This window comes from Bradyrhizobium sp. BR 10289 (genome assembly GCF_019455385.1).
In the GTDB taxonomy this organism is placed as follows: domain Bacteria; phylum Pseudomonadota; class Alphaproteobacteria; order Rhizobiales; family Xanthobacteraceae; genus Bradyrhizobium.
On record NZ_JACOFR010000008.1, the window covers coordinates 255692 to 278459 of the forward strand.

Below are 22768 nucleotides of genomic sequence, written 5' to 3' on the forward strand. Positions count from 1 at the left end.
GGGCGGAGCTACACGCGGGAGCGGTCCCGGATGTCGCTTCCCTCATCCGGGCTACGAAGCCTGCGACACACTCCGCCGTCATCCTGGGGTGCGCGACATGGGACGCGTTGCGTCCCATGTCTCGCACCCCAGGATGACGGTTGAGTGTGTTGCGGCAGCGCATGGCAGATGTTCAAGCGCACCGAAGTGTCTTGAGCACTCACCAGCGTCCGTGTAATGGCCGGATGAAGTCCCACCCAGGTGCCGCTTGAACCCGCTTCCCCAAAATTCGCATGCCGCGTCCGGATCGTTCGCGGCGATGAAGTCCGTGCCGTACCGGCTCCAGTTCATCGCCTATGTGCTGGCGATGATGGCCGACAATATCGAGCACGTGATCAGCTATTGGGTGGTGTTCCAGAAATTCCATTCGCCGACGCTGGGCGGCTTTGCGGTGCTGTCGCACTGGTTGCCGTTCCTGTTGTTCTCGGTCGCGGTCGGCGGGCTCGCGGACCGCATCGATCCGCGCCGCATCATCCAGTGTGGCATGCTGCTGTTCATCCTCGCCTCGGCCGGATGGGGCTTCTTCTTCATCACCGACACGATCCAGATGTGGCACGCGATGCTGCTGCTGGTGATCCATGGCTGCGCCGGCGTCCTTTGGCAGACGCCGAACCAACTGCTGCTCTATGACCTCGTCGGCCCTGCCGATCTGCCGAGCGCGGTGCGGCTGAACGCGATGGCACGCTATCTCGGCATCCTGGTTGGCCCGGCCGTCGGCGGCGTGATCATGCTGACGCTCGGTACCTCGCACGGCATCATCTTCAACACGCTGTTCTATCTGCCGATGCTGCTGTGGCTGTTCTGGGCGCCGGTGCGCGACGGCAGTGTGGCGGTGCGACGTTTCGCGGTGCGCGGCTTTGCCGACATCATGCTGACCATCCGCGCCATCGGCACCCAGAAGGTGCTGACCGCGATGACATCGCTGGCTGGCCTCACCTCCTTCATGATCGGCAATGCCTATCATGCGCAGATGCCGGGCTTTGCCGGCGATCTCGGCCATGGCGATCCCGGTGTGTCCTACAGCGTGCTGCTCGCGGCGGACGCGGCCGGTGCGCTGCTCGCCGGCATCGCGCTGGAATCCTGGGGACGGTTGAAGGGCACGCCGCGCACCGCGATCACGCTGGCGATGCTCTGGAGCGTGGCGCTGCTCGGCTTCGCCGCGGTGAAAATCTATCCGGTCGCGATCGTGCTGCTGTTCTTCGCCGGCTTCTTCGAGCTGTCGTTCAACACCATGGCGCAGGCGCTGGTGCAGCTGAACGCGCCGCACGACATCCGCGGCCGCGTCGTCGGCCTCTACAACATGGCGGGGCTCGGGATGCGCGCCTTCAGCGGCATCACCGTCGGCGTCTTTGGTGCGGCGATCGGCATTCACTGGTCGCTCGGGCTGTCTGCCGCGGTGCTGCTGGCGCTGCTGGGCCTGCTGTATCAGCGCGCGACGAAGAAGGCCACGGGTTGACTCTCCTCTCTCCCCACCGCACCTTTGACTGAGGGCATGGGGAGATCGACCGTTGCGCAATCGCTGGGGCATTCTTGCGATCCTGTTCGTCGTGCGCCTGACCATTGCGTTCCAGTTCCAGAGCGTGGCGGCGGTCGCGCCGCTGCTGCAACAGACCTTTGGCGTCGGCCTTGCCGATATCGGCATCCTGATCGGGCTGTATTTCACGCCGGGCGTGGTGCTGGCGCTGCCGGGCGGCGCGATCGGACGGACGCTTGGCGACAAGCCCACGACGATCGCAGCGCTGCTGCTGATGACGGGCGGCAGCCTCGTCATGGCCACCACCGATGTCTGGGGCTGGCAGATGGCAGGCCGCCTCGCCTCCGGCGCCGGCGGCGTGCTGCTCACGGTGCAGCTCACCAAGATGGGCACCGACTGGTTTGCGGGCAAGGAGATCGCGACCGCGATGGCGATCTTCGTCAACTCGTGGCCGGCGGGCGTTGCGATCTCGCTGCTGGTGCTGCCGGCGATCGGTACGGCCTACGGCGCGGGCGCGGTGTTCCTGTCGACCGGTGCACTGACCGCGATCGGCATCATGCTGATTACGCTCTATCAGCCGCCGCCGGCGTCGACGACCGGCGCAGCCGGCTCGGGGCGGCTTGATCGGCTTGCACTGTTGGCGGTGATCGTCGCGGGCGGGATCTGGGGCCTCTATAATGTCGGCTTCGCCATGATCTTCTCATTCGGCCCCTCGCTGCTGGCCGAGCGCGGCTGGACCATTGCCGCGGCCGGATCGGCGATCAGCGTGGTGATGTGGCTGTCGGTCATCTCGGTGCCGTCAGGCGGCTATCTCGCCGATCGCGGCAACCCATTTGTCCTGACAATCGTAGCCAGCCTCGTTGTGGCCGGGTTGCTGGCGTGGCTGACGCGGTCCGACGCCGTCATCACGATCCTCGTCCTGATCGGCCTCATCGGCGGCTTTCCGGCCGGCCCGATCATGAGTCTCGCCGCCCGCGTGCTCGCGCCGGAGACCCGGGCGATCGGGATGGGCGTGTTCTACACTCTGTTCTATGGCGCGATGATGCTGGGTCCGGCCATCGCCGGGCGGCTGGCCAAATCGGCCGGATCCGCGGCGGCAGCGCTGGACCTCGGCGCGATGGCCGTTTTGGCCTGCCCGCCTTTGATGTGGCTTTTTGAACGCATTGTTTCAGTTCGTCATCGACGCACGCAATCCTAACGGGCCATTAACCCTATGCACCTTAGGGTCGTCGCGGACTCCGCCAGGCGGGGGGTCGGGTTGTGAAAATGGCGTTGGCGAACAAAAAATTTCTTCCGGCCGCCGAGGAACGTCGGCGTTTCCAGCGGGTGAAGGTTCACCTGCTCGGCCGCTACATGCTGCCCGACCGCCGGGAATTCCCCTGCCAGGTCATCAATATGTCCCCGGGCGGCCTTGCGCTGCTCGCCCCCGGCATCGGCAATGTCGGCGACCGCGTCGTCGCCTATCTCGACCATATCGGCCGCGTCGAGGGCAAGATCACACGCATCATCGACAATGGCTTCGCCATGACGATCGGCGCGACGCCCCGCAAGCGCGACAAGCTCGCGGCCCAGCTGACCTGGCTCGCCAACCGCGACATCCTCAACCTGCCGGAAGACCGCCGCCACGACCGTATCGTGCCGCGCAACCCGATCGCGGTGCTGACGCTCGAGGACGGCACCAAGATGACCTGCCGCATCATCGATCTCTCTCTCTCCGGCGCCGCCATTGCCGCCGAGAACCGCCCGCCGCTCAAATCGATCGTTCTGCTCGGCCGGGTGCAGGGCCGCGTGGTCCGAAATCTCGAGGACGGCTTCGCGCTCGAGTTCATGCACGAGCAGCCGATCGAGACTCTCGAAGAGAGCGTTACCGCGCGGTAAAGCGCGAACGCACCAAAACCACCGGATTTCCAGCCCTGAGGGCGGCCTCCGCGATGCGGACGCCGCCTTTTTCATGCGTGCTACAGCTCTGGCGCCGGTTAACGCGGGGCCTGTCGGCGCCCGCAAACAGCGGTTCCGCCAGCGTTTCCGCGTTAATCGATAAAATTTGAATCAATTGCAGTCGTCTCAAATTTTAGTCGAATTCGATTCAAGTATAGATCGAATTTGACGCGCGTTTTACTTGCATTCGATTCGACTTGACTTGGCTGACTTAGCGGCAACTCAAAAGCTCCCTGCGATGGTGGTCCCAACAAGAAACGGGGGCCGCAATGTTGGACTTCAGGGGACAGGGGAAGGGTTTGGCGCTGGCCGCCATGCTCTTCGGGATCAGCGCGACAGCGCAGGCCGGTGAAAGCCGTCTGCTCTACGCGAGCCTCGGCGACACCACGCGTGCGCCGATCGGCTGGGTCGAATTCTGCGCGGATAATCCCGCTCAGTGCCAGGGCGCTGCGACGCAGCCGCGCGACATCGTGATGTCGCAGACGGCGTGGCGCGATCTGGTCAAGGTCAATCGCTGGGTCAACGAGACCATCAAGCCTTTGACCGACCAGGAGCACTGGGGCGTGATCGAGAAGTGGTCGCTGCCGACCGACGGCTACGGCGACTGTGAAGACTACGTGTTGTTGAAGCGCAAGATGCTGATGGATGCCGGCTGGCCTCGCGAGGCCCTGCTCATCACCGTCGTGCGCGACAAGAAGGGCGAAGGGCACGCGGTGCTGACGGTGAAGACCGACAAGGGCGAGTTCGTTCTCGACAATCAGAACGAGAACGTCATTGCCTGGACCGAGACCGGCTACCGCTTCGTCAAACGCCAGTCGCAGGCGGATCCCAATGTCTGGGTTTCGCTCGGCGATACCAAGCCGGCGGTCTCCACCGCCAGCGCAAAGGATCAGTAGGAACGAGACGACAGGTTACGCGACCCGGTCACATCCCCACCCCTCCCCGTCCCAGACCGGTTCGCGCGCGCCCAGCCATCCCCCAATGGCTGGGCGCAACTTTTTTGGGAATGTGCGATCAGCCCTCTGACGACCACGGGACGCGCGCGGCGGTGAAATCGCGCCACGTGCTCTGCAGGGCGGGCTGAACGCCGACCGATGCGCGCGCCTGCCAGCCGGCGATGGCGGCGGCGGCAATTGCGCTCTCAGGCTCGGTGCCGAGCCCGTCGAGCAGCGATGCGGTGACCGCCATGTCGTTGAAGGCGCCGAGCTCCTCCTGCAGGGCGGCGACCCGGCGCGAGAATTTCCGCGCGCATTTGCGATCGGCAAACAGCGGCAGCAGGAACTCGCTGAGATAGCGCAGCCGCTTGGTCGCGAGCCGCACGCGGTGCAGCTCGTCGATCCCAAGCGACTTGAAGCGGCGGCCGCGCTTGAGCACCTTGGCATGTTGCGCCGACAGGATGCGCTGCGCGAAATTGACCGCGGGCTCGGCGAGCCGGCCGAGATCTTCGGCGGCAACACCGTTGCGCCAGCCGCGCGTCTCGATCCAGTGTCCGAGGCCGATCAGGAACACCGCGCACCGGCGATCGGCGAGCGCATGATGCGCCTTGCGATAGGCGTCGGACTGGCGTTTGCCCGCGGCCCTGCCCAGCGTGTCGAAGCCGGAGACCGAGGGACATGCCTTTGCGATCGTCGGCAAGGTCTCGAGCTGGAACACGTCCCAGTCGCGCGCGGCGGAGAGATCCTGAGCCAGCCATTTGGCTTCCGAGCGCAGCGCATCGAGATTGCTGAGCGCGCCGACCGACCGCATCAGATCGAGCGCCGACCGCAGCCGGCGCAGCGAGACGCGCAGCTGATGCACGCCTTCGGGATTGCGTCCGTCCTCCGCCGCCGGCAGCGACTGAAGCAGGTGCAGGAAACAGGAGCGCAGGATCGTCGCGAACGCCTCATCCAGCGTGACCGACGCATCGAGACGCAGCTTGCGCGGCCGTCGCGCCGACGGCGGCTTGTCGTCGGCAAGATCGAAGCCCCGCGCCGATTTGGTGCTGATCGACGGTTTCACGGCGCCCTGCTCCGCAAGCAGCAAGGCGATCTCGTAGATCGTGCTCGCAGCGCCGCCCTTCAGTTCAAGCTCGATCTCGCTCACCGGCAGCGAGCGGTCGCCGGCGGTCAGTGCGCCCTGGTCGAAGGCGATCTCGACGGTGCCGGACGGCAGGTCGAGCATCCGTGCGTGACGATGGATGTCGGCGGTGAAGACGGCTTCGAGCGGATGCGCTGCGAGATGCTCGCGAAGCTTCTCCGGAATGAAAGGCATCGCCAGCGCGAGATCGGGCGCAAGCGACGGCACGCTCGCCTCCCACTCGCCGCGCCGCAGCGGATCGTCCGCGGCTTCGGTCTTCACGGTCTGCACGAAGCGCGCGCCGCTTTGGCGGACGCGCAGGCTGAGGCCGTGACGACGCAGCAGGCGCTCGGGCGTGTCGTAATAGACGGACTTGAGATGCTTTCGCGAGCCCTTGTTGCGGGCATTGGCTGCGATGACAGGCGCCGCATTGAAATGCGCCATGCGATCGGCATCGACGAGCAGCTTGAGCTCGATCTCGCCGGCGGGACGCGCCGCGTCACGCGATGGCGCCTGATCGTTCACGGCGCCCTCGACGACGGCGCGTTCCGCACTTGGCGCACCTGGCCCGACCCCATCAACCTGCCTGAGGAAGCCGGCGAGGACTTGCGTTCTCTTATTGTCCTTGGTGACAGGACTCCCGTCCGGCGCGCTCATGATCTTGCGAGCCGGTGTGGCGTCTGATTTTAGCATATCCGATGACATGACAATTCTATGACAGAACGCCAGCATATAGCCGGTGCCGCCCGCGAGGAATAGTCACGTTACGTCGCAGCGCACTGTCATAATTCGCTCGGCGCGACGAATTAAATTGCCCACGCTCATCGCAAGTGATCGAATTGCCAGCGAATCCTCTGGTTCCCGAAACCCAGATGGAGGCGCAGCGAGCCTCACTCAGTTGGCCGAGAAATTCTTTCTGGTTCTGAAGACGCTTAGAAGCCGCGCCTCGGATGATCGTCCCGAAATTGTGACAAGCTCTCCGTTGCCTCCCGCCGTTCCGGAAGCCGAGTCTGCGTCGCAGCGCAAAAAGCCGGTTGCGGGCGAACGTCACCAACCGCGACTTGATCCAGGCGCGCTACGCGCTGCTCACACGCCGAGCACGTCGGCGAGCCGCAGCTCGTCAACGGCGGGATCCTTCAGGAACAGCTCGGCCTCGATCTCGTTCAGATGCGACAGCATCTGCGCGCGCGCGGCCTCTCTGTCGCGCTTGCGGATCGCGCTGACGATGCCGGCGTGATGCTCGGTGCCGCAGGCCGGCGTGTCGTGGCGGCGGTAGAGCAGGATGATCAGCGAGGAACGCGCGATCAGCTCCTTGAGGAAACCGAGATAGATGCTGTGGCCGCTCATCTCGGCGACGAGCTTGTGAAACTCGCCGGAGAGGCGGACCGAGGCGCGCGCGTCGCCGCGCAGCTCCGCCTCGCGCTCCTCGGCAAGATGCCGCTGGAGGCGCTCGATCCAGGCCGGCGAGACCGCATCGATCGCGTGATCGACGATGGTGGGCTCGATCAGGCGACGCGCCTCGAACACTTCGCGCGCGTCCGCCGGCGTCGGGCGCGCAACGAAGGCGCCGCGGTTCTTCTCGATGTTGACGATGCCCTCATGCGCAAGCTGCTGCAGCGCGGTGCGAACCAGCGTGCGGCTCGCGCCATAGATCTCGCCGATCTCGTCCTCGCCGAGCTTGGTGCCGGGCAGCAGACGATGCTCGAGGATCGCCGCTGTCACGCCCTCCCTGATACGGCTGACGCGATCGCTCGCGTCTGGCGCATCGGATCTGGGGCGGGTCTTGGCGGCCATAGTTCGAGGGGTTGGGGTTGAGGGCTCGATCGGCGACGTCTGGCTTTTGAATGTTAGTCGACCAGTTGTATCCAATCACAGGCGAAACTTTATACAATCTGCGCACATTTTGTGTGCATATTAACGACCCTCCGGCGGGCCGCGCCGCTGCGCCGGATTCGATCTAACGATCTGACTCCACTGCACAGTTTTGGAATCCGGCCGCCTCCGGGCGATTGGCACGGACCTTGCGGAGAAAGCCGGAGCATCGCCCTCCCTGCGGACACGCCATGGCCACTCCTGCCGCTCTCGAACTGGTCGCCGTCACCAAGCGCTACGACACGACGCTGGCGGTCGACACCGTAAACCTCAAGATCCCCGCCGGCACCTATTGCTGCCTGCTCGGCCCCTCCGGCTGCGGCAAAACCTCCACCTTGCGCATGATCGCGGGCCACGAGGCGGTCAGCGAGGGCGACATCATTCTCGGCGCGCAGAACGTCACGGACCTGCCGCCGGCCGAGCGCGGCACGGCCATGATGTTCCAGTCCTACGCGCTGTTTCCGCATCTGACCGTGCTCGACAATGTTGCATTCGCCCTGAAAATGCGCGGCATCGACAAGGCGACACGGCACAAGAAGGCGGGCGAACTCCTGGAGCTGGTTGCGATGAGCCCTTACGCCGGCCGCCTCCCCGCCCAGCTCTCCGGCGGCCAGCAGCAGCGCGTCGCGCTCGCCCGCGCGCTCATCACCGAGCCGCAGATCCTGCTGCTCGACGAGCCGCTGTCCGCGCTCGATCCGTTCCTGCGGGTGAAGATGCGGGGCGAATTGAAGCGGCTACAGCGCGAGCTCGGCATCAGCTTCATCCAGGTCACCCACGGCCAGGAAGAGGCAATGGCGCTCGCCGACCACATCGTGGTGATGAACCACGGCAAGATCGAGCAGCAGGGCAGCGCCCGCGACATCTTCCACCACCCCCGCACCGAATTCGTGGCGCGCTTCATCGGCGGCCACAACGTCCTCAGCGACGCCGGCAACCTCATCGCCGTGCGCGCCGATCAGCTCGGCATCAAGCCGGTCACTGACGGCGCGTTCGGCGCGCCGGCGCTGCTGACCCAGACCGAGTACCAGGGCTCCTACATCGCCGTCTCGCTGACGCTCGACGACGGCACCGCCCTGTTCTCCCACGTTCCCGAGGCCACCTTCGACGTCCACCCGTTCCGCCCGGGCGATCGGGTGCTGGCCACGTGGGATCCCGCCAAGGCGCAGCGCCTGCAATAGCGCCGACGATTTCAGAGAATGCGCAACACAGAGGAGTGAGCGATATGACCGAGACGACCAGGACAACCGGCGTCAGCCGCCGCACGCTGTTGAAGGGCACCGCGGGTCTCGCCGGCCTTGCAGCCGGCTCCGGCGCCATCACCGGCTTTCCCTACGTGAAGTCGGCCGACGCGAAGGTGCTGCGCTATCTCGGCACCGCCGTGAACGAGGGCGACGACATCTCCAAGCAGTGCCTGAAGGACACCGGCATCAAGATCGAATACATCACCGCGACCACCGACGACGTCACCAAGCGCGTGATGACCCAGCCGAACTCCTTCGACGTGCTCGACACCGAATATTTCTCGCTGAAGAAGCTGGTGCCGTCGGGCAACATCCTTGCCCTCGATGCCAAGAAGATCAAGGAATTCGACAACATCACTCCGGTCTTCACCAAGGGCATGACGCCCGGCGGCAAGAAGATCGGCAGCCAGGGCACCGCGCCCTGGAAGGTGCTGTATCTCGAAGGCAAGGACTCCAAGAAGTTTGCGACGTCGGCGACCGAATTCGTCACGCTGATCCCGACCGTCTACAACGCCGACACGCTCGGCATCCGCCCCGATTTGATCAAGCGGCCGATCTCCTCGTGGTCCGAGCTGCTCAACCCCGAATTCAAGGGCAAGGCCTCGATCCTCAACATCCCCTCGATCGGCATCATGGACGCGGCGATGGTCGTCGAAGCCACCGGCAAGCACAAATATGCCGACAAGGGCAACATGACCAAAGAGGAGATCGATCTCACCATGAAGGTGATGACCGAGGCGAAGAAGGCCGGCCAGTTCCGCGCCTTCTGGAAAGATTTCAACGAGAGCGTGAACCTGATGGCGTCAGGCGAAACCGTCATTCAGTCGATGTGGTCGCCGGCGGTGACCAAGGTGCGATCGATGGGCATCGCCTGCACCTTCCAGCCGCTCAAGGAAGGCTATCGCTCCTGGGCCTCGGGCTTCTGCGTCTCCAAGGGCGTGTCGGGTCAGAAGCTCGACTGGGCCTACGAGTTCGTCAACTGGTTCCTGTCAGGCTATGCCGGCGCCTATCTCAACCGCCAGGGCTACTACTCCGCCGTGCTCTCCACCGCCAAGGCGCACATGGAGCCGTACGAGTGGGCGTACTGGATGGAAGGCAAGCCGGCCGAGAAGGACATCAAGGCGCCCGACGGCTCGCTGCTGGAGAAGGCCGGCGCGGTACGTGACGGCGGCTCCTATGAGGACCGCATGGGCGCGGTCGCGTGCTGGAACGCCGTGATGGACGAGAACGACTACATGGTCCGCAAGTGGAACGAGTTCATCGCGGCGTAATGGATATGTCGGAAGAAGTTCTGCAACAGGCATCCCCGGGTCTGATCCCGGGGTCGGGCACGGCGCGCGCGGCAAAGCCGACGCGCCTGTCGCCGTCCTTCATCTCCTGGCTTCAGGCCGGGCCGATGATGCTGGTGTTTCTCGCCTTCTTCCTCATTCCCCTCGTCTTCGTGGTCATCGTCTCGTTCTGGGACTACAACGAATACCAGCTGCTGCCGGCTTTCTCCGGCCGCGGCTACACCGACACGTTCGAGGGCTGCATCGCGCAGCTCCCCGATCTCTGCACGATCGGCAAGACCTATCTGATGACGCTGAAGCTCTGCTTCCTGGTGTGGGCGCTCACGCTCTTCATCGGCTTCTGGGTCGCCTACTTCCTCGCCTTCCACGTCAAGTCAAAGACCTGGCAGATGGGATTGTCGCTGCTCTGCACGATCCCGTTCTGGACCTCCAACGTGATCCGCATGATCGCGTGGATCCCGCTGCTCGGCCGCAACGGCCTCGTCAATTCCGGCCTCGTCAAGACGGGCCTGATCCACCAGCCGCTGGAATGGCTGCTGTTCTCCGAATTCTCGGTGGTGCTGGCGCTGGTGCACCTCTTCACCTTCTTCATGGTGGTGCCGATCTTCAATTCGATGGTGCGCATCGACAAGTCGCTGATCGAGGCCGCCTATGACGCCGGGGCCACCGGCTTCCAGACACTGGTCAACGTCGTCATTCCGCTCGCGAAACCGGGCATCGTGATCGGCTCGATCTTCGTCATCACCATCGTGATGGGCGATTTCATCACCATCGGCGTGATGGGCGGCCAGCAGATCGCCGCCGCCGGCAAGATCATCGAGACGCGGGTGAACGCGCTGCAATTCCCCGCGGCCGCGGCCAACGCCGTGATCCTGCTCGCCATCACCTTCCTGATCATCACGATGATGTCGCGCATCGTCGACATCAAGAAGGAACTGTAGAGCATGAAGGAAGGACGCCCGCGCTCGTTCTACGTGCTCGCGATCTTCTTCGCGGCTTATGTGCTGTTTCTCTACGGCCCCATGATCGCGATCTACGTGTTGTCGTTCCAGGGGCCGCAAGGCGGCCTCACTTTCCCGATGAACGGCGTGTCGACGTTCTGGATCGCAAAACTGTTCCAGGGCACCGGCATCGTCGATCTGGGCGCCGCCTTCCGCCGCTCGCTGCTGCTCGGCGTGATCGTGATGATCGTCACCGTCGTGCTGTCGGTCGCGGCCGGCATGGCCTTCCGCAGGAAGTTCAAAGCACAAAGCATCCTGTTCTATTCGGCGATCGCGAGCCTCATCGTACCCTCGATCATCACCTCGCTCGGCATCTCCCTCGAATTCCGCATCATCGACGATCTGATCAAGGCGCACTGGAACGAGAATTTCGAGACCTCGATGGGCCTGCTCACCTCGGGTCTGGGCGCGCACCTGACCTGGACGCTGCCGTTCGGCCTGCTCATCATGTTCGCAATCTTCAACCGCTTTGACCCGCGCCTCGAGGAAGCCGCGCGCGATCTCGGGGCGACGCCGTGGCAGACCTTCCGCCACGTCGTGCTGCCGATCATCCTGCCGTCCGTGATCGGCATCGGCCTGTTCGGCTTCACGCTGTCCTGGGACGAGCTTGCCCGCTCCAGCCAGGCGATCGGCGCGGTGAACACGCTGCCGCTGGATCTGCAGGGCCTCACCACCACCGTGACGAATCCCGACATCTATGCCTTGGGCACCGTGATCTCGGCGGTCTCGTTCACCGTGATCAGCCTTGCGCTCGGCACCATCCACGTGCTCAACAGGCGGCAGGCGGCCAAAGGTTCGGACGCCGGCAAAGGGCTCGTCTAACATAGCGCTCGTCTGACAAAGGCTCGTCTGATCGCGATGCGACTTCACGTCGTCAATCCCAACACCACCGCGTCGATGACGGCAAAGATCGCCGCGGCTGCACGCGCGATCGCCCTGCCCGGTACCGTGATCGACGCGCGCCAGCCCGACATGGGTCCGGTCTCGATCGAAGGGTTTTACGACGAGGCCTTCGCCGTTCCCGGCATGCTCGGCTGCATCCGCGACGCCGACCGCGAGGATGCGGACGCGCACATCATTGCCTGCTTCGATGACACCGGCCTCGACGCCGCGCGCGCGGTTGCCAAAGCGCCGGTGATCGGCATCGGCGAAGCCGGCTTCCACATGGCGAGCCTGGTCGCGGCGCGCTTTTCGGTCGTGACGACGCTCGGTGTCTCCATCGTGCCGATCGAGCATAATCTGCGCAAATACGGCCTCGCCGAGCGCTGCGCGCGCGTCCGCGCCGCCGAGGTCCCCGTCCTTGCGCTCGAGGAGCGCAACACCAGCGCGCTCGCAGGAATCTCCGCGGAGATCACCGCCGCGACCCGCGAGGACCGTGCCGAGGCCATCGTGCTCGGCTGCGCCGGCATGGCCGATCTCGCCGCCGAGCTCGCCACCGCCCATGGCCTGCCCGTGGTCGACGGCGTCGCCGCTGCGGTGACGCTGGCGGAATCGTTGGTACGGCTCGGCCTGACGACATCCCGGCTCGGGCCCTACGCCGCTCCGCGCCCGAAGACCTATTCCGGGCCGTTCTCGCGGTTTCAGCCGTAGGCTGACCACACCGTCCGTCCTCTCCGGCGAGGACGGACGGTGGTCAATGTCAGCCCTGTTCGGTCTGCTCGACCGCAGCCGGCATCTTCGCGACCGACATCAGGGAACGCGCCACCTGGTTGAGCAACTGGTCCGCGTTTTCCTCTTCCGCCAGCGACTTCGACAACAGGCTGACGATGGCGCTGTGACGCAGCTGCTGCGCGAGGTTGCGCGCGGTGCTGTAGCCCGCAATCTCGTAGTGCTCCACGCGTTGCGCCGCGCCGATCAACGCGAGGTCGGCAGCAGCGTCTTCCTTCTTTTCGCCTTCGTCGATGATTTCCTGTCCTTCCTCGACCAGCCCCATCATCCCCTTGCAGGGCTTAGCCCGGGCGGACTTGCCGAGCAGCTCGAAGCATTCATTGATTCGCTCGATCTGGGTTTCGGTTTCGACAAGGTGCTGTTCGAACAGCTCGCGCAATTGGTCGAAGCGAGCCGCTTCGGCCATTTTGGGAAGCGCCTTGGTCAATTGCTTTTCGGCATGCAGGATATCGCGGAGCTCGTCGAGCAAGAGATCGCCGAGGCCCGCCTCGTCTGCCGGCGGCGAGCTTTCGGTGACAATGGCCGTTGCCGGACCGGGCTCTCCAGCCTGGATGGCGGGCGAGTCCGTGAAGACCCAGTCGCCCCCTTCGTTCCAGGGCCCGCGGGTGTCGATCTCGCCGTGATCACCGGCTCCGGTGGAATCGTTGAAGAACTGATCGACGAGACCCGGCGTCGGCGCGATCCGGCCGATGCTGAAAGCCGGCTTGCCCATGCTCTCCAGCGCCAGCGAAAACGCCTTCATATGGGTGATCTCGCGCGTCATCAGGAACTGCAGCGCGTCCTTGGTGCCGGCGTCGTCGCAAAAATTGATCAGCCGTTCGTAGACGATCTTGGCGCGCGCTTCCGCGGCGATATTGCTGCGCAGGTCGACGTCGAGTTCGCCCGTGATCTTCAGATAATCGGCGGTCCAGGCGTTTCCTTGCGAATTGAACAGATTGACGCCGCCGCCGCCCGCGATCGCGATCAGCGGATCGGCCTCGGCCGCCTGCCGGTCGAATTTCGAGGGCTTGAGATGCATGCGCGCCAAGGTGCCGACGACCTCCAGATGGCTTAGCTCTTCGGTGCCGATGTCCATCAGCAGGTCCTTGCGATCGGGGTCTTCGCAATTGAGACCCTGAATCGAATACTGCATGGCGGCCGCCAGTTCGCCGTTAGCGCCGCCGAATTGCTCGAGCAGCATGTTGCCGAACCGCGGATCCGGCTCATCGACGCGAACGGTGAACATCAGTTTCTTGACGTGGTGATACATGGGGAAGTGCCCTGGCTGGAAAGAAGATGGATTCCGAACGGGCGCGCATTGCGCTTGTTCCTATTCCAACCGCCGCGGAGATTGTCGTTGCGTCCGCCTATTGCAGGCGAAGCGTTGCTGCGGGGGCGATTGCAGTCCCGTGGGAACGATAGGCGCTCGACCCGCTTGGTGTGCTTTGGCGTACAAAGGGACAATCAGATGGACAGCGACGACGCATTGGCCAAGGTGAAGGACGTGTCGGAAGGCGTGCGCGAGACCGCGCGTAGTGTGCGACAGAGCCTCGAAGAGGGGCGGACGCCGGGACAGGCGCTTGCCTTCCTTCGCGACGTGGCTCGCGAAGCGCCGCTTCCGGCGCTCGCCGTGGCCTTCATGCTTGGCGTGCTGGTGGCCCGGCGCTAGCGCGTCGGCATCGGCTCCCCGCTCTGCTTCGGTTGCGCCGGTCCGCGCGAGCGAGCCCTTCCAAGCTTGGGACGATTAGGTTTTTCGGCTCGCGGCCTCTTTTTGGTCCCAATTGTTGCCGAACAGTAACACTTTCGGGACATCCCGGCCGCCACTTTCGGGCTGCCGGTCTTCGCCACTCACCAAGTTTCAATTTGGGGCTTTGTCAGCGATGATCGATCTCGCAGAGGACACACCGTCCAACCCCTTGCTTCGCCTGGGCGCCCAGCCGATCGCGCTGACCGCCGCCGCCCTGCTCCTGCTGATCGCCGGAGTGACCTCGATCGCGATCTGGCGCGCCTATACGGGCTCTGCGCCGGAGACCGACCGGGTGGTGGCCTCGCGGCAGCTCCAGGCCCGCACGGCGCAGGCCTCCGAGCAGCTGGTCGAAAAGACCAAGGGGCTGGAGGCGACCCAGCAGGAATCGATCGACCAGCTCCAGGTCGTGCAGGACCAGCTCCAGACCATGAAGCGGCTGATGGCGGCACAGCAGGCCGACACCAAGCGCCTGTCCGAGCAGGTCACGACACTGAACGAATCCATCGACAACCTGCGGCAGTCCTTTGCCAGCGCGCGGGCCACCGAGGTCGAGACCCCGTCGGTTACCCGCAAGAAACCGGCGCGTCACCGCGTCCATGCCAGCGCGCGCAAGCGTTCGCGCGGATAGCGTGCGGCTCTAATTTTTTCCACTTGTGAACTGGATCACATTCGCCCGTCTGATTCCGCGCGATGGTGCCGGCTACCGGATGGCGTGAGCCGATTTCAATATCCGGGGCTGGCAAGGTCGTTGACGGTATACTGCGTCAACGACCTTGTTTTTTAGTGGGCCCGCAGGCCGTCCGCTTCATTCGCAGACGTCGACGCGACGGTACCGCCATCCGGACGGCGTCATCACGCGCTTGCGCACGACGTAGCATCCGCCATAGCCGCCATCGTCATAGCCGGTACCATAGTAATAGGGATCGCCGTAATAGGGGTAACCGTAGCCGTAATAGCCGCCATAATAGCCAGCACCGGCGATCCCCGCCCCGATCGCGACACCCGGCCAGAAGCCGCCGCCATGCCAACCACGGCCCCAGCCGCCTCCCCCGTGCCAGCCACCACCGCCGTGCCAGCCACCACCACCGTGCCAGCCACCACCGCCATGGAAGCCACCACCGTGCCAGCCACCCGCGGCCTGGGCCGACTGCGGCGCCGACAGTCCGACCGCCGCGACGGCCAGCGCCGCCAACATCATCTTCCGTAACATCACTCGATCCTCCGCGTGGACAAGCTCCACGCTTCAAAGCCGGACCAAGCTAGCGTCATCAGGGCATTCCGGACAGCTGCGCTGTCTCACTTCCGCGCGAGCGTCAGCAGCCGCGGCAGATGCTCTTCAGCTTCTTGTCGAGCATCCGGTTCTCGGTCTGGACGGTTTTATCGGTCGAAGGGTCTGCGGCGGTGCCGGTCGTGACGCCCGGGGCCGTGTTGGCGCCGGATGACTGCGCCGTACCGAGGCTGTTGGTGCCGGGTGGCGGTGCTGCCGAATTGGAAACGCCTCCACTCGATCCGGAGCCGGACGTACCGCCGGTTGTCTGCGCGAACGATACCGCGGGAACGGCTGCCAAGCTCAGGATCACGATCAAGGCTTTGTGCGAAATCCTGGACGATGCTCTCATTCACTCTCTCCTTTGCCAGTCAACGGCTGCATCGAAGCGCGGTTCCGGAACAAACCCCGCCGGATGAGCTTGAACAGGTCGGTGTGAGCACGAGAGCAATCACGTCGACCGTGACGTAATGGAAAGGCAAAGCCACGATGACCGATCGCGATCCCTTTGCGGAAGGCGAGCGCGCCGCGCGCGAAAACATTCCGGCGGAAGCCAATCCTTACTCTGACGGCAGCGACGAGCACGCGCTGTGGTCTGCCGGCCACGAGAAGGTCGCGGGCGCCATCGAAGCACGCGAATCCGAAGGAAGCTGATACCGCGCGAAACGAACGCCTAGGCGGCCGCCGCTTCCATCGTCCCGGTGCGGTCCTCGACCATGGTCACGAACATGTGGGACTCTTCGTCGGCACCGCCGATCTGGACCCGGCGGGCCGAGATGACACGGCGCCCGCGCGTCGGATTGTCGATGGTGTCGATGATCGGCTCGAGCTGCTGCTTCTGCGCCAGCAGTTGTTGGTCGCGCCGCTCGATCAATGCAGCGGCTTCCGCCGAGAACAATTCCCGCGCGGTCTTGCCGATGATCTCGCCACGCGACATGCCGAGCATCTTCTCGGCCGATCTGTTGACGAAGACGTAGCGGTGGTTGCGCGCGTCCTTGGCGATGATGCCTTCGGTCACGTTCTCGATGATGGTGGCGAGGAAACGCTCCATCCGCTCCAGAATACGCTCGCGCTGGCGTTGCTCGGTGACGTCCTCGTGCACCGATACCCAGCCGCCGCCGTCCATCGGACGCTCGTAGATCTTGATGGTGCGCCCATCGTTCAGGGTGACCTCGTTGGCCGCCGGCTCGCGCCTGGCGATCCGGTCGAGCACAGCCGCGACATATGTGGCGACGTCGCCGTTGAACAGCCCGCTCCTGACCCGGTGCTGGAGGACTTCCTCGAGCGTCGTCGATCCGGCCTGGATCGTGTCCGGAAGATTGTACATCTTCCGATAGTTGGCGTTCATCGCGACCACGTTCGCCTTGGCGTCGAGCATCACCAGGCCCTGCGGCATGCTGTTGATCGCGGCGGAGAGCTGCCACTTCTTGGCCTGGTACTTGTCGTTGAAATTGTCGCGCTCGGTCATCGCCGCGTCGCGCGCCTGCGCGGTGCCCATCTCGAGCTCTTCCAGCTCGAAGATGCGCGCCACCGCGTCGCGGAAGTGCTGCACGGCGCGCGCGAGACGCCCGATCTCGTCGTGACGGCCGAGATGCGGCACTTTGCTCTTGACGTCGCCATCCGCGATCCGATCGGTCGCCTGCGTGATCTCGGCGAGCGCGCCGACCACCGAGCTGCGCATCACGACGACGTTCAACCCCGCCAGCAGGAGAGCCGCGAGCCCGAGCGCGAACAGATAGGCGGCGGCATAACGGTTCTCGTCGGCGAGCTCGTCCGCCCGACGGGCGCGCTCCCTGTAGATCCGTTCGAGCACCTCGAGATCGCTGTTCAGCTTGTTGCGCAGCGCCCGGTTGGCTTCATTGTCGCCCAATTCGCGCGCCGCGGCCGCACTGATCTCAAGCCCGCGCCGCACCAGATCCTGGCGGAACTCGATGAAATGAGCGATGCGCTGCCGGAAGCCGGCGAATTGTTCGGCATCATCGTCGCCGACGGTCCGCTCCATGTTCTTCACGGCGTCGGCGAGCTCGCGGTTGCGGCGCAGCAACCCGTCGGCGAACTGCTTCATCGAATTGCGGTCGGCGGACATGTAGATGCCGCGCGATTCCATCACGATGGCGTAGATCAGCGCGTTGATGCGCCCGACGCTGATCGCCGCCTCCGCAGAAGAGGCATGCATGTGACGATAGGTCGTCTGCAACCGCACCGTCTGGATCGACATTACGAGCAGGAAGGTCGTCACGATCGCGAGGAAGCCGGCGATGCTGTAGACCTTCTCCGCAACGCTCAGCGTGTCGGCGCCGCGTGCAAAGCGGACCAGCTTCTTGAGAAACTTGGTTCCGGCCTCGAGCCGGGCTCCCACTGCTGCTGCGTCGCCCATGGCGCCGCTCCTCCTGGTTGAAAACGCTCCAGGATAGGGACGCCCGCGCTAGCGGAGACTTAAAGTCCCGAGCGGTAATTTTACGGTTCGGGAACCGCGGCTCTGCGCGGCCAGGCAAACGGACCAGCGTCAGCCGATCCGCTTCAGCCCGTTCTTGAAGCGCGGTCCGTTGGCGACGTAGAACCGCGCCGCGCTTCCCATCTTCTGGACCTGGGCGTCATCGAGCGTGCGGATCACGCGGGCGGGCGAGCCGATGATCAGCGAGCGTTCGGGAAACTCCTTGCCCTCGGTGATGACCGAGCCGGCGCCGACGATGCTGTTGCGGCCGATCCTGGCGCCGTTCATCACGATCGAGCCCATGCCGATCAGCGCTCCCTCTTCGATCGTGCAGCCGTGCAGGATGACGTTGTGGCCGACGGTGCAGTTCCTGCCGACGACCATGGGAAAGCCGAGGTCGGTGTGGCAGGTCGAGCCGTCCTGCACATTGGCGCCCTCGCCGATCTCGATCCACTCGTTGTCGCCGCGCAGCACCGCGCCGAACCAGACGCTCGCACCCGGCTTGAGGCGCACGCGGCCGATCACCGTGGCGGTCTCCGCGATGAAGTAATTTCCGTCCGGGGGAAGATCGGGCGCCTGCCCGTCGAGCTCATAGATCGCCATGGAGGTCTCCTGTCAGGTTGACCCAGCCATAGCGAAACCGGCGCCCTCAGGCAAAGGGCCGCCGCGCCACGCAGTGATGCAAAGTGTCAGCCCAGCACGCCGGTCGCGCGCAGCGTCATCAGGAAGAAGGTGCCGCTCATCATGCTCCAGAAGCCCGCGATGACGGTCGCCATCATCACGAACTCAACGCGGCGGCTTTCCAGCCGCATGCCGCGCAGCGTGTTGCGCATGATGATGAAGGGGGCCGCGAACACCAGGAACGGCACCGCGGCGAACGTCTTCGGCGCCACGCCGTCCTGCAACAGGCCGAAGCCGGCCGGCCGCTGCGTGGCCGCCTGGTAGCCGTTCACGAGCGCCCCCGCGAGCGCGAAACCGATGCAGATCGAGAAGAAGGAGTTGAGAGCTTCAGGTGTCATCGGAGCGGTCCGCCCTTACGCAACGCGAGGAGCCTTCCTGTGACAAATCGTGCCGGTTAACGCTACATTATCCTTAAGGGAAGGTTAACGCCGCCGCCCGGCCCGCGCAGGGCCCTGTTGCGAGCCCGGTCGCCGGAACTTTCCGCGGCGTCGCCGCCGCATGGCATATTCGCCGCTGATTCGGCCGCCGGCCGACCTCGGGTCCACGCGTGCTACAATCATGACGGTGTTTTCGGCAGCCTCCCCCCGCTCGTCCCGCGCCCGGGCGCATGTCGTGCCGATCGTGCTCGGCGGCGCGGCGGCGCTGGGCGCCGTCGCGCTGGTCGCCTACCTTTTGTGGCCGACCTGGGGCACCGGCGGCGCGAGCGGCCCGGACCGGTTGCCGGTCAGTGTCGGCGATACGCTGTTCAACCTGCCGACCAATGCGATCCGGATGAAGATCCAGCGCCACTCCGGACCGCAGGAGCGCATCGATCTCGACTTCCTCTATCCCTCGCTGGAGCCGCCCGGCGCGCCGAAGCACGTCACCGCCGATCAGGTCGAGACGACGATGCAGCCGATCGACCGCATCTTCCTGTCGATCGCCGCCCATCACGATGCGCTCGCGCCCGAGCAGCGCACGGCGACGATCTATCCGCGCTATCTCGACCAGGTCGCAACCCAGCCCGAGGACGGGTTGACGATGCGGATGTTCCGCACCGAGACGCCCTACGGCAGCGAGGATCTCTACACCGCCGCAAGCCCCGCGCTGACGGCGCGCTGCACCCGCGATGCGTCCACGCCCGGCATGTGCCTGTCCGAACGCCGCGTCGGCGGCGCCGACCTCACCTTCCGCTTTCCGCGCAGCTGGCTGTCGCAATGGCGCGGCGTGGCGGAGGCGATGGAAAAGCTGACGGCGCAGCTGCGCGGGCCGAAGGGCTGAACGAGGCTCTCGACCCGAAGTTCGAAAACAACCCCATGCACAGTAGCCGAGCGCCTGTCATGACTTCGCATTTCCAAAAACTTCGTATTTTGCGAAATAGAGCTTGACCCGTCGGGCAAAACAGGGGTATGTTGTCACCATGGGGCGATCGCAAGCGACAGCCTTCGGACGATCCCAACGCGGAGCACACCGGCCACCGCACGCCGAAGCCACTCCAATGCGCGCGCCGGCCTGTCCGAAGCGGTCTACGATCTCTTCCTCGGCAGCGGGACCACGATCATCGTGGCCGCAATGGCGGGCCGTCGGTGACGCAAGGCCCTTGCTAGATTCGGGCTTGAGCCCCTCAATCCAACCGGAACCCTTCAAGACGCGCGTGATGCTGGCTTCTTTGCCGTTGGCTGCGAGGGTGCAAGTTCTTCGGTAACAACATTGGCAGACACGCGGAGCACGGGACCTTTCTCATCCCGCACGACAATCGATAGCTCGCCAAAAGGGAACCGAGCACGTTCGAGAATGATCGCTTCGCCCAGCAGCTCAAGAGACGCGCGTCGCGCGGTGCCGAGGTCCAGCAGATCAGTCCCGTCTGTATCGACGTCGATTTCGCTGCCGATGTGCTGGTCGAAAAAATACGTGGGCATACGGCGAAAACGGTTGCCTCACTCCGGAGTTCCTATTTTGCCCGATCGGACTGCGGGGTCCGATAAGCGCCCTTCGCGGACGTCAGGAGAGCCAGCCTGTTGGAGCAGCTCTCATTCCGAAGCGAGCCTGTAAACGTCTCCCGGCTTGAGCTTGACTTCTTCGAACATCCTTTGCTGCTCTTCGGTCAGCACGGCAGGCAGGATTTGTGCGGTCCAACCTTCCGGAACAGCTGCCAGGACAAGTGTCACGGCCTGCTTCGGCTTAGCGAGAGCTAGCCAAATCTCTGTGGCCCCGGAATCCGAGGTCACCTCGACGATCGTAAACTTGTGACCGAATGACTCTGCCATCGGAGCCAACGCGAGCTGCGGGCGGCAGCTGCTGTTCAGCCGCTCACTTGGGCGGCTTCAATTCAGGAGACCGTAACCACTCGCTCATGTGCGAGCCGGTCTCGCATTGCCGAGCCTTCCGCACGACTTGCTCGCGCAAAGACCCGTGCGGAAGCAGGTCTGCCTGTTCGCGCAATTGCTTCGCCTCTTCGGCAAGCCGCTCTTCGAGTGATTTCGTCTGTTTGAAACGACGCCGCTTCAGCATGGCGCTGCTCCCGGGTTTGAGGGGGCGGGAGCGCTATCGGCGGTCTCATCACAGATAGTAGCCAAGATCCGTTCTGTGATGACCTGAGCCTGCGCCTTTAGCTGAGGCGGCGCAATGCTTGATCTTTGGTAAGTGTGCGGGAACTTCCCAGGAAATACTCAGAAAGCGTAAGCAGCGCAAAGGGAGCAAGGTGAAGCCGCGGGGCACCTCCCGCATAACGGGAATTCAAGGTATGGCTCACCCGACTCAGCGGGAAGGTTTACTTGGCCAAGAAGAAGTCGATCGTTGATAGGGCGCGGACTCATAACGCGCGGCCAGCCATAGCCGGATAGATGCGAGTTGGACGAAGGCAAGGTAATTTCCCGCAAGCCTGTCGTAACGCGTCGCCACCCGACGACATTGCTTGATCCTGTTGAAGAACCGTTCGACCTGGTTGCGAGCGCGATAGAGGTAAGGGCTAAGGCAGATCGGATCGCTTCGGTTGCTTTTCGGGAGGATGTTGGCCCACGCGCCTTTCTTCAAGGCAAGCTCTCTGATCCAATCGGCGTCGTAGCCACGGTCGGCAAGCAGCATTGATCCGGATTTGCGACGAGACAGCAGTTTTCCGGCAAGTCGAACGTCGTGCGCTTCGCCGGGGCTCAACGCAAGCCGTATCGGTAGACCATTGCTATCGACCACCGCATGGATCTTGCTCGTCAGACCGCCGCGTGACCTTCCCATCGATTGACGCCGGTTTCTTGTGATGCAGGCCCCATGTTGATGTACGCGAACAATGGAAGTGTCGATCATCTGCACGGCAGCATCATGGGCGCCGGCGAGTGCGCTCATGAGCTTGGCCCACACGCCGGCCCGTCGCCAGCGAACAAACCGATTGTAGCAAGTCGGGTACGGTCCGAAGTTTTCTGGCAGGTCGCGCCATGGCGCTCCGGATCGCAAGACCCAGAAGATGCCGTTGAGGACACGACGGTCATTCACTCGTGGCACGTCGCGCGACTTATTCGGAAGCATCGGCTTAATGGCGAACCACTCATAGTCGGTGAGTTCGTAGCGCATGATTCGGCCCCTTCCGTTGGGAGGCTTGAATCATGGCTCGGCCGTCGGGCTCAGCTGGTCGCTATGCACCCGAAAGCGGACCTATTATGCTCACCTTGAGTTTTGTCGTTCATGACCCAAAGCAGTCTTGCAGCGCCTAATTCCGGTTTCTTGCAATCCTGAGGAAGCCAAGCCCCACGATTAGGAACACCGGCACGACCACGAAGAACGTAATGAGCGAGCTGAGACTCGGATATCTGAAAAGGAAGTACGTGCAAAGAGCGACGATAAACAGCGCCGCAACCGAGGTTACAATCAGCAATCCCTGCTTAATTCGATTCATGAATTGCTCGATGGTCTCCGCTGGCAAGTATGATTATCAGACCCTACAAAGAAATGTCGCCTTCTGGCCCATCGCTGCCGCAGCCCAAGCCCAAGGATATGTCGGCGGACGGAGGTAGACCGGACCTAACTTAAACCGGGCCCGACCGTCGCGATTGACCCACAGCAGACACGGCATCACTTGGTGTCATGCATCTCGAACGCGTCCATAAGCGCGAT

Annotated in this window: 25 protein-coding genes; 13 read left to right on the top strand and 12 right to left on the bottom strand. The window is 64.0% G+C overall.

Translation table 11 applies throughout. From position 1 onward, the window contains the following. Positions 1–247 precede the first annotated feature (247 nt). The 4 genes from HYH08_RS16790 (at position 248) to HYH08_RS16805 (ending at position 4347) form a co-directional block, all read left to right on the top strand. The gene (locus HYH08_RS16790; RefSeq protein WP_283844144.1) at positions 248–1495 is read left to right on the top strand and encodes an MFS transporter; all 1248 of its coding nucleotides are present in this window, start codon (positions 248–250) and stop codon (positions 1493–1495) included. 52 nt (positions 1496–1547) lie between these two features. Beyond that, positions 1548–2711, top strand: a complete 1164-nt coding sequence (locus HYH08_RS16795) for an MFS transporter (protein ID WP_220010907.1) — start codon at positions 1548–1550, stop codon at positions 2709–2711. 68 nt (positions 2712–2779) lie between these two features. Next, the gene (locus HYH08_RS16800; RefSeq protein ID WP_028176079.1) at positions 2780–3391 is read left to right on the top strand and encodes a PilZ domain-containing protein; all 612 of its coding nucleotides are present in this window, start codon (positions 2780–2782) and stop codon (positions 3389–3391) included. Positions 3392–3720: 329 nt separating this feature from the next. Next, on the top strand, positions 3721–4347 hold the full coding sequence (locus tag HYH08_RS16805) for a transglutaminase-like cysteine peptidase (RefSeq protein WP_220010908.1): 627 nt from the start codon (positions 3721–3723) through the stop codon (positions 4345–4347). 118 nt (positions 4348–4465) lie between these two features. On the opposite strand, the gene HYH08_RS16810 is transcribed toward HYH08_RS16805, so the two are convergent. Together HYH08_RS16810 and HYH08_RS16815 are read right to left on the bottom strand one after the other, a co-directional pair. Then, on the bottom strand, positions 4466–6199 hold the full coding sequence (locus tag HYH08_RS16810; RefSeq protein WP_220010909.1) for a CYTH and CHAD domain-containing protein: 1734 nt from the start codon (positions 6197–6199) through the stop codon (positions 4466–4468). A gap of 393 nt (positions 6200–6592) precedes the next feature. Further along, positions 6593–7300, bottom strand: coding sequence for a GntR family transcriptional regulator (locus HYH08_RS16815; protein ID WP_220010910.1), 708 nt, complete (start codon positions 7298–7300; stop codon positions 6593–6595). Between the two features lie 269 nt (positions 7301–7569). Here HYH08_RS16815 and HYH08_RS16820 point away from each other — a divergent pair, with 269 nt between their 5' ends. Genes HYH08_RS16820 through HYH08_RS16840 form a run of 5 tightly spaced genes read left to right on the top strand, consistent with a single transcriptional unit; the run spans position 7570 to position 12499 of the window. Then, positions 7570–8556, top strand: a complete 987-nt coding sequence (locus tag HYH08_RS16820) for an ABC transporter ATP-binding protein (protein ID WP_220010911.1) — start codon at positions 7570–7572, stop codon at positions 8554–8556. Between the two features lie 44 nt (positions 8557–8600). Beyond that, positions 8601–9890, top strand: a complete 1290-nt coding sequence (locus HYH08_RS16825) for an ABC transporter substrate-binding protein (RefSeq protein WP_220010912.1) — start codon at positions 8601–8603, stop codon at positions 9888–9890. Beyond that, the gene (locus HYH08_RS16830; protein ID WP_220010913.1) at positions 9890–10849 is read left to right on the top strand and encodes an ABC transporter permease; all 960 of its coding nucleotides are present in this window, start codon (positions 9890–9892) and stop codon (positions 10847–10849) included. Before HYH08_RS16825 ends, HYH08_RS16830 begins: the two co-directional genes overlap by 1 nt. Before the next feature lie 3 nt (positions 10850–10852). Next, entirely contained in the window at positions 10853–11731 is an 879-nt protein-coding gene (locus HYH08_RS16835) for an ABC transporter permease (RefSeq protein ID WP_220010914.1), read from the top strand. A gap of 36 nt (positions 11732–11767) precedes the next feature. Further along, entirely contained in the window at positions 11768–12499 is a 732-nt protein-coding gene (locus tag HYH08_RS16840) for an aspartate/glutamate racemase family protein (RefSeq protein ID WP_220010915.1), read from the top strand. 49 nt (positions 12500–12548) lie between these two features. Here the strand turns inward: HYH08_RS16840 and HYH08_RS16845 are convergent, their stop codons facing one another. Beyond that, positions 12549–13826, bottom strand: coding sequence for a DUF892 family protein (locus HYH08_RS16845; protein ID WP_220010916.1), 1278 nt, complete (start codon positions 13824–13826; stop codon positions 12549–12551). Positions 13827–14024: 198 nt separating this feature from the next. Here HYH08_RS16845 and HYH08_RS16850 point away from each other — a divergent pair, with 198 nt between their 5' ends. Next, positions 14025–14225: a hypothetical protein gene (locus HYH08_RS16850; protein ID WP_220010917.1), complete on the top strand. Its 201-nt coding sequence runs from the start codon at positions 14025–14027 to the stop codon at positions 14223–14225. 211 nt (positions 14226–14436) lie between these two features. Beyond that, entirely contained in the window at positions 14437–14931 is a 495-nt protein-coding gene (locus HYH08_RS16855; RefSeq protein ID WP_220010918.1) for a hypothetical protein, read from the top strand. Between the two features lie 177 nt (positions 14932–15108). On the opposite strand, the gene HYH08_RS16860 is transcribed toward HYH08_RS16855, so the two are convergent. Together HYH08_RS16860 and HYH08_RS16865 are read right to left on the bottom strand one after the other, a co-directional pair. Continuing rightward, positions 15109–15513, bottom strand: a complete 405-nt coding sequence (locus tag HYH08_RS16860) for a hypothetical protein (protein WP_220010919.1) — start codon at positions 15511–15513, stop codon at positions 15109–15111. A 103-nt stretch (positions 15514–15616) separates the two neighbouring features. Then, complete coding sequence (locus HYH08_RS16865; RefSeq protein ID WP_220010920.1) at positions 15617–15922, bottom strand: hypothetical protein; 306 nt, start codon at positions 15920–15922, stop codon at positions 15617–15619. A 137-nt stretch (positions 15923–16059) separates the two neighbouring features. Here HYH08_RS16865 and HYH08_RS16870 point away from each other — a divergent pair, with 137 nt between their 5' ends. Then, complete coding sequence (locus tag HYH08_RS16870; RefSeq protein WP_220010921.1) at positions 16060–16224, top strand: hypothetical protein; 165 nt, start codon at positions 16060–16062, stop codon at positions 16222–16224. 19 nt (positions 16225–16243) lie between these two features. Here HYH08_RS16870 and HYH08_RS16875 read toward each other — a convergent pair whose 3' ends face one another. The 3 genes from HYH08_RS16875 to HYH08_RS16885 form a co-directional block, all read right to left on the bottom strand. Then, positions 16244–17947, bottom strand: a complete 1704-nt coding sequence (locus HYH08_RS16875; protein ID WP_220010922.1) for a PAS-domain containing protein — start codon at positions 17945–17947, stop codon at positions 16244–16246. 129 nt (positions 17948–18076) lie between these two features. After that, positions 18077–18607, bottom strand: coding sequence for a gamma carbonic anhydrase family protein (locus tag HYH08_RS16880; RefSeq protein ID WP_220010923.1), 531 nt, complete (start codon positions 18605–18607; stop codon positions 18077–18079). Between the two features lie 86 nt (positions 18608–18693). Next, positions 18694–19023 carry a DUF6949 family protein gene (locus tag HYH08_RS16885; RefSeq protein ID WP_220010924.1) on the bottom strand — a complete coding sequence of 110 codons (330 nt, stop codon included), beginning with the start codon at positions 19021–19023 and terminating at the stop codon, positions 18694–18696. A 220-nt stretch (positions 19024–19243) separates the two neighbouring features. Here HYH08_RS16885 and HYH08_RS16890 point away from each other — a divergent pair, with 220 nt between their 5' ends. After that, a complete protein-coding gene (locus tag HYH08_RS16890) occupies positions 19244–19945 on the top strand; it encodes a hypothetical protein (protein ID WP_220010925.1) in 702 nt (233 codons plus the stop codon). Between the two features lie 362 nt (positions 19946–20307). On the opposite strand, the gene HYH08_RS16895 is transcribed toward HYH08_RS16890, so the two are convergent. The 4 genes from HYH08_RS16895 to HYH08_RS16910 all read right to left on the bottom strand — a co-directional run bounded on the left by HYH08_RS16895 (position 20308) and on the right by HYH08_RS16910 (position 22228). After that, the gene (locus HYH08_RS16895) at positions 20308–20583 is read right to left on the bottom strand and encodes a DUF6894 family protein (RefSeq protein WP_220010926.1); all 276 of its coding nucleotides are present in this window, start codon (positions 20581–20583) and stop codon (positions 20308–20310) included. Between the two features lie 111 nt (positions 20584–20694). Then, a complete protein-coding gene (locus tag HYH08_RS16900; RefSeq protein WP_220010927.1) occupies positions 20695–20931 on the bottom strand; it encodes a hypothetical protein in 237 nt (78 codons plus the stop codon). 43 nt (positions 20932–20974) lie between these two features. Continuing rightward, a complete protein-coding gene (locus HYH08_RS16905) occupies positions 20975–21175 on the bottom strand; it encodes a hypothetical protein (RefSeq protein WP_220010928.1) in 201 nt (66 codons plus the stop codon). 246 nt (positions 21176–21421) lie between these two features. Next, positions 21422–22228 carry an IS5 family transposase gene (locus HYH08_RS16910; RefSeq protein ID WP_220010929.1) on the bottom strand — a complete coding sequence of 269 codons (807 nt, stop codon included), beginning with the start codon at positions 22226–22228 and terminating at the stop codon, positions 21422–21424. Between the last annotated feature and the right edge of the window lie 540 nt (positions 22229–22768).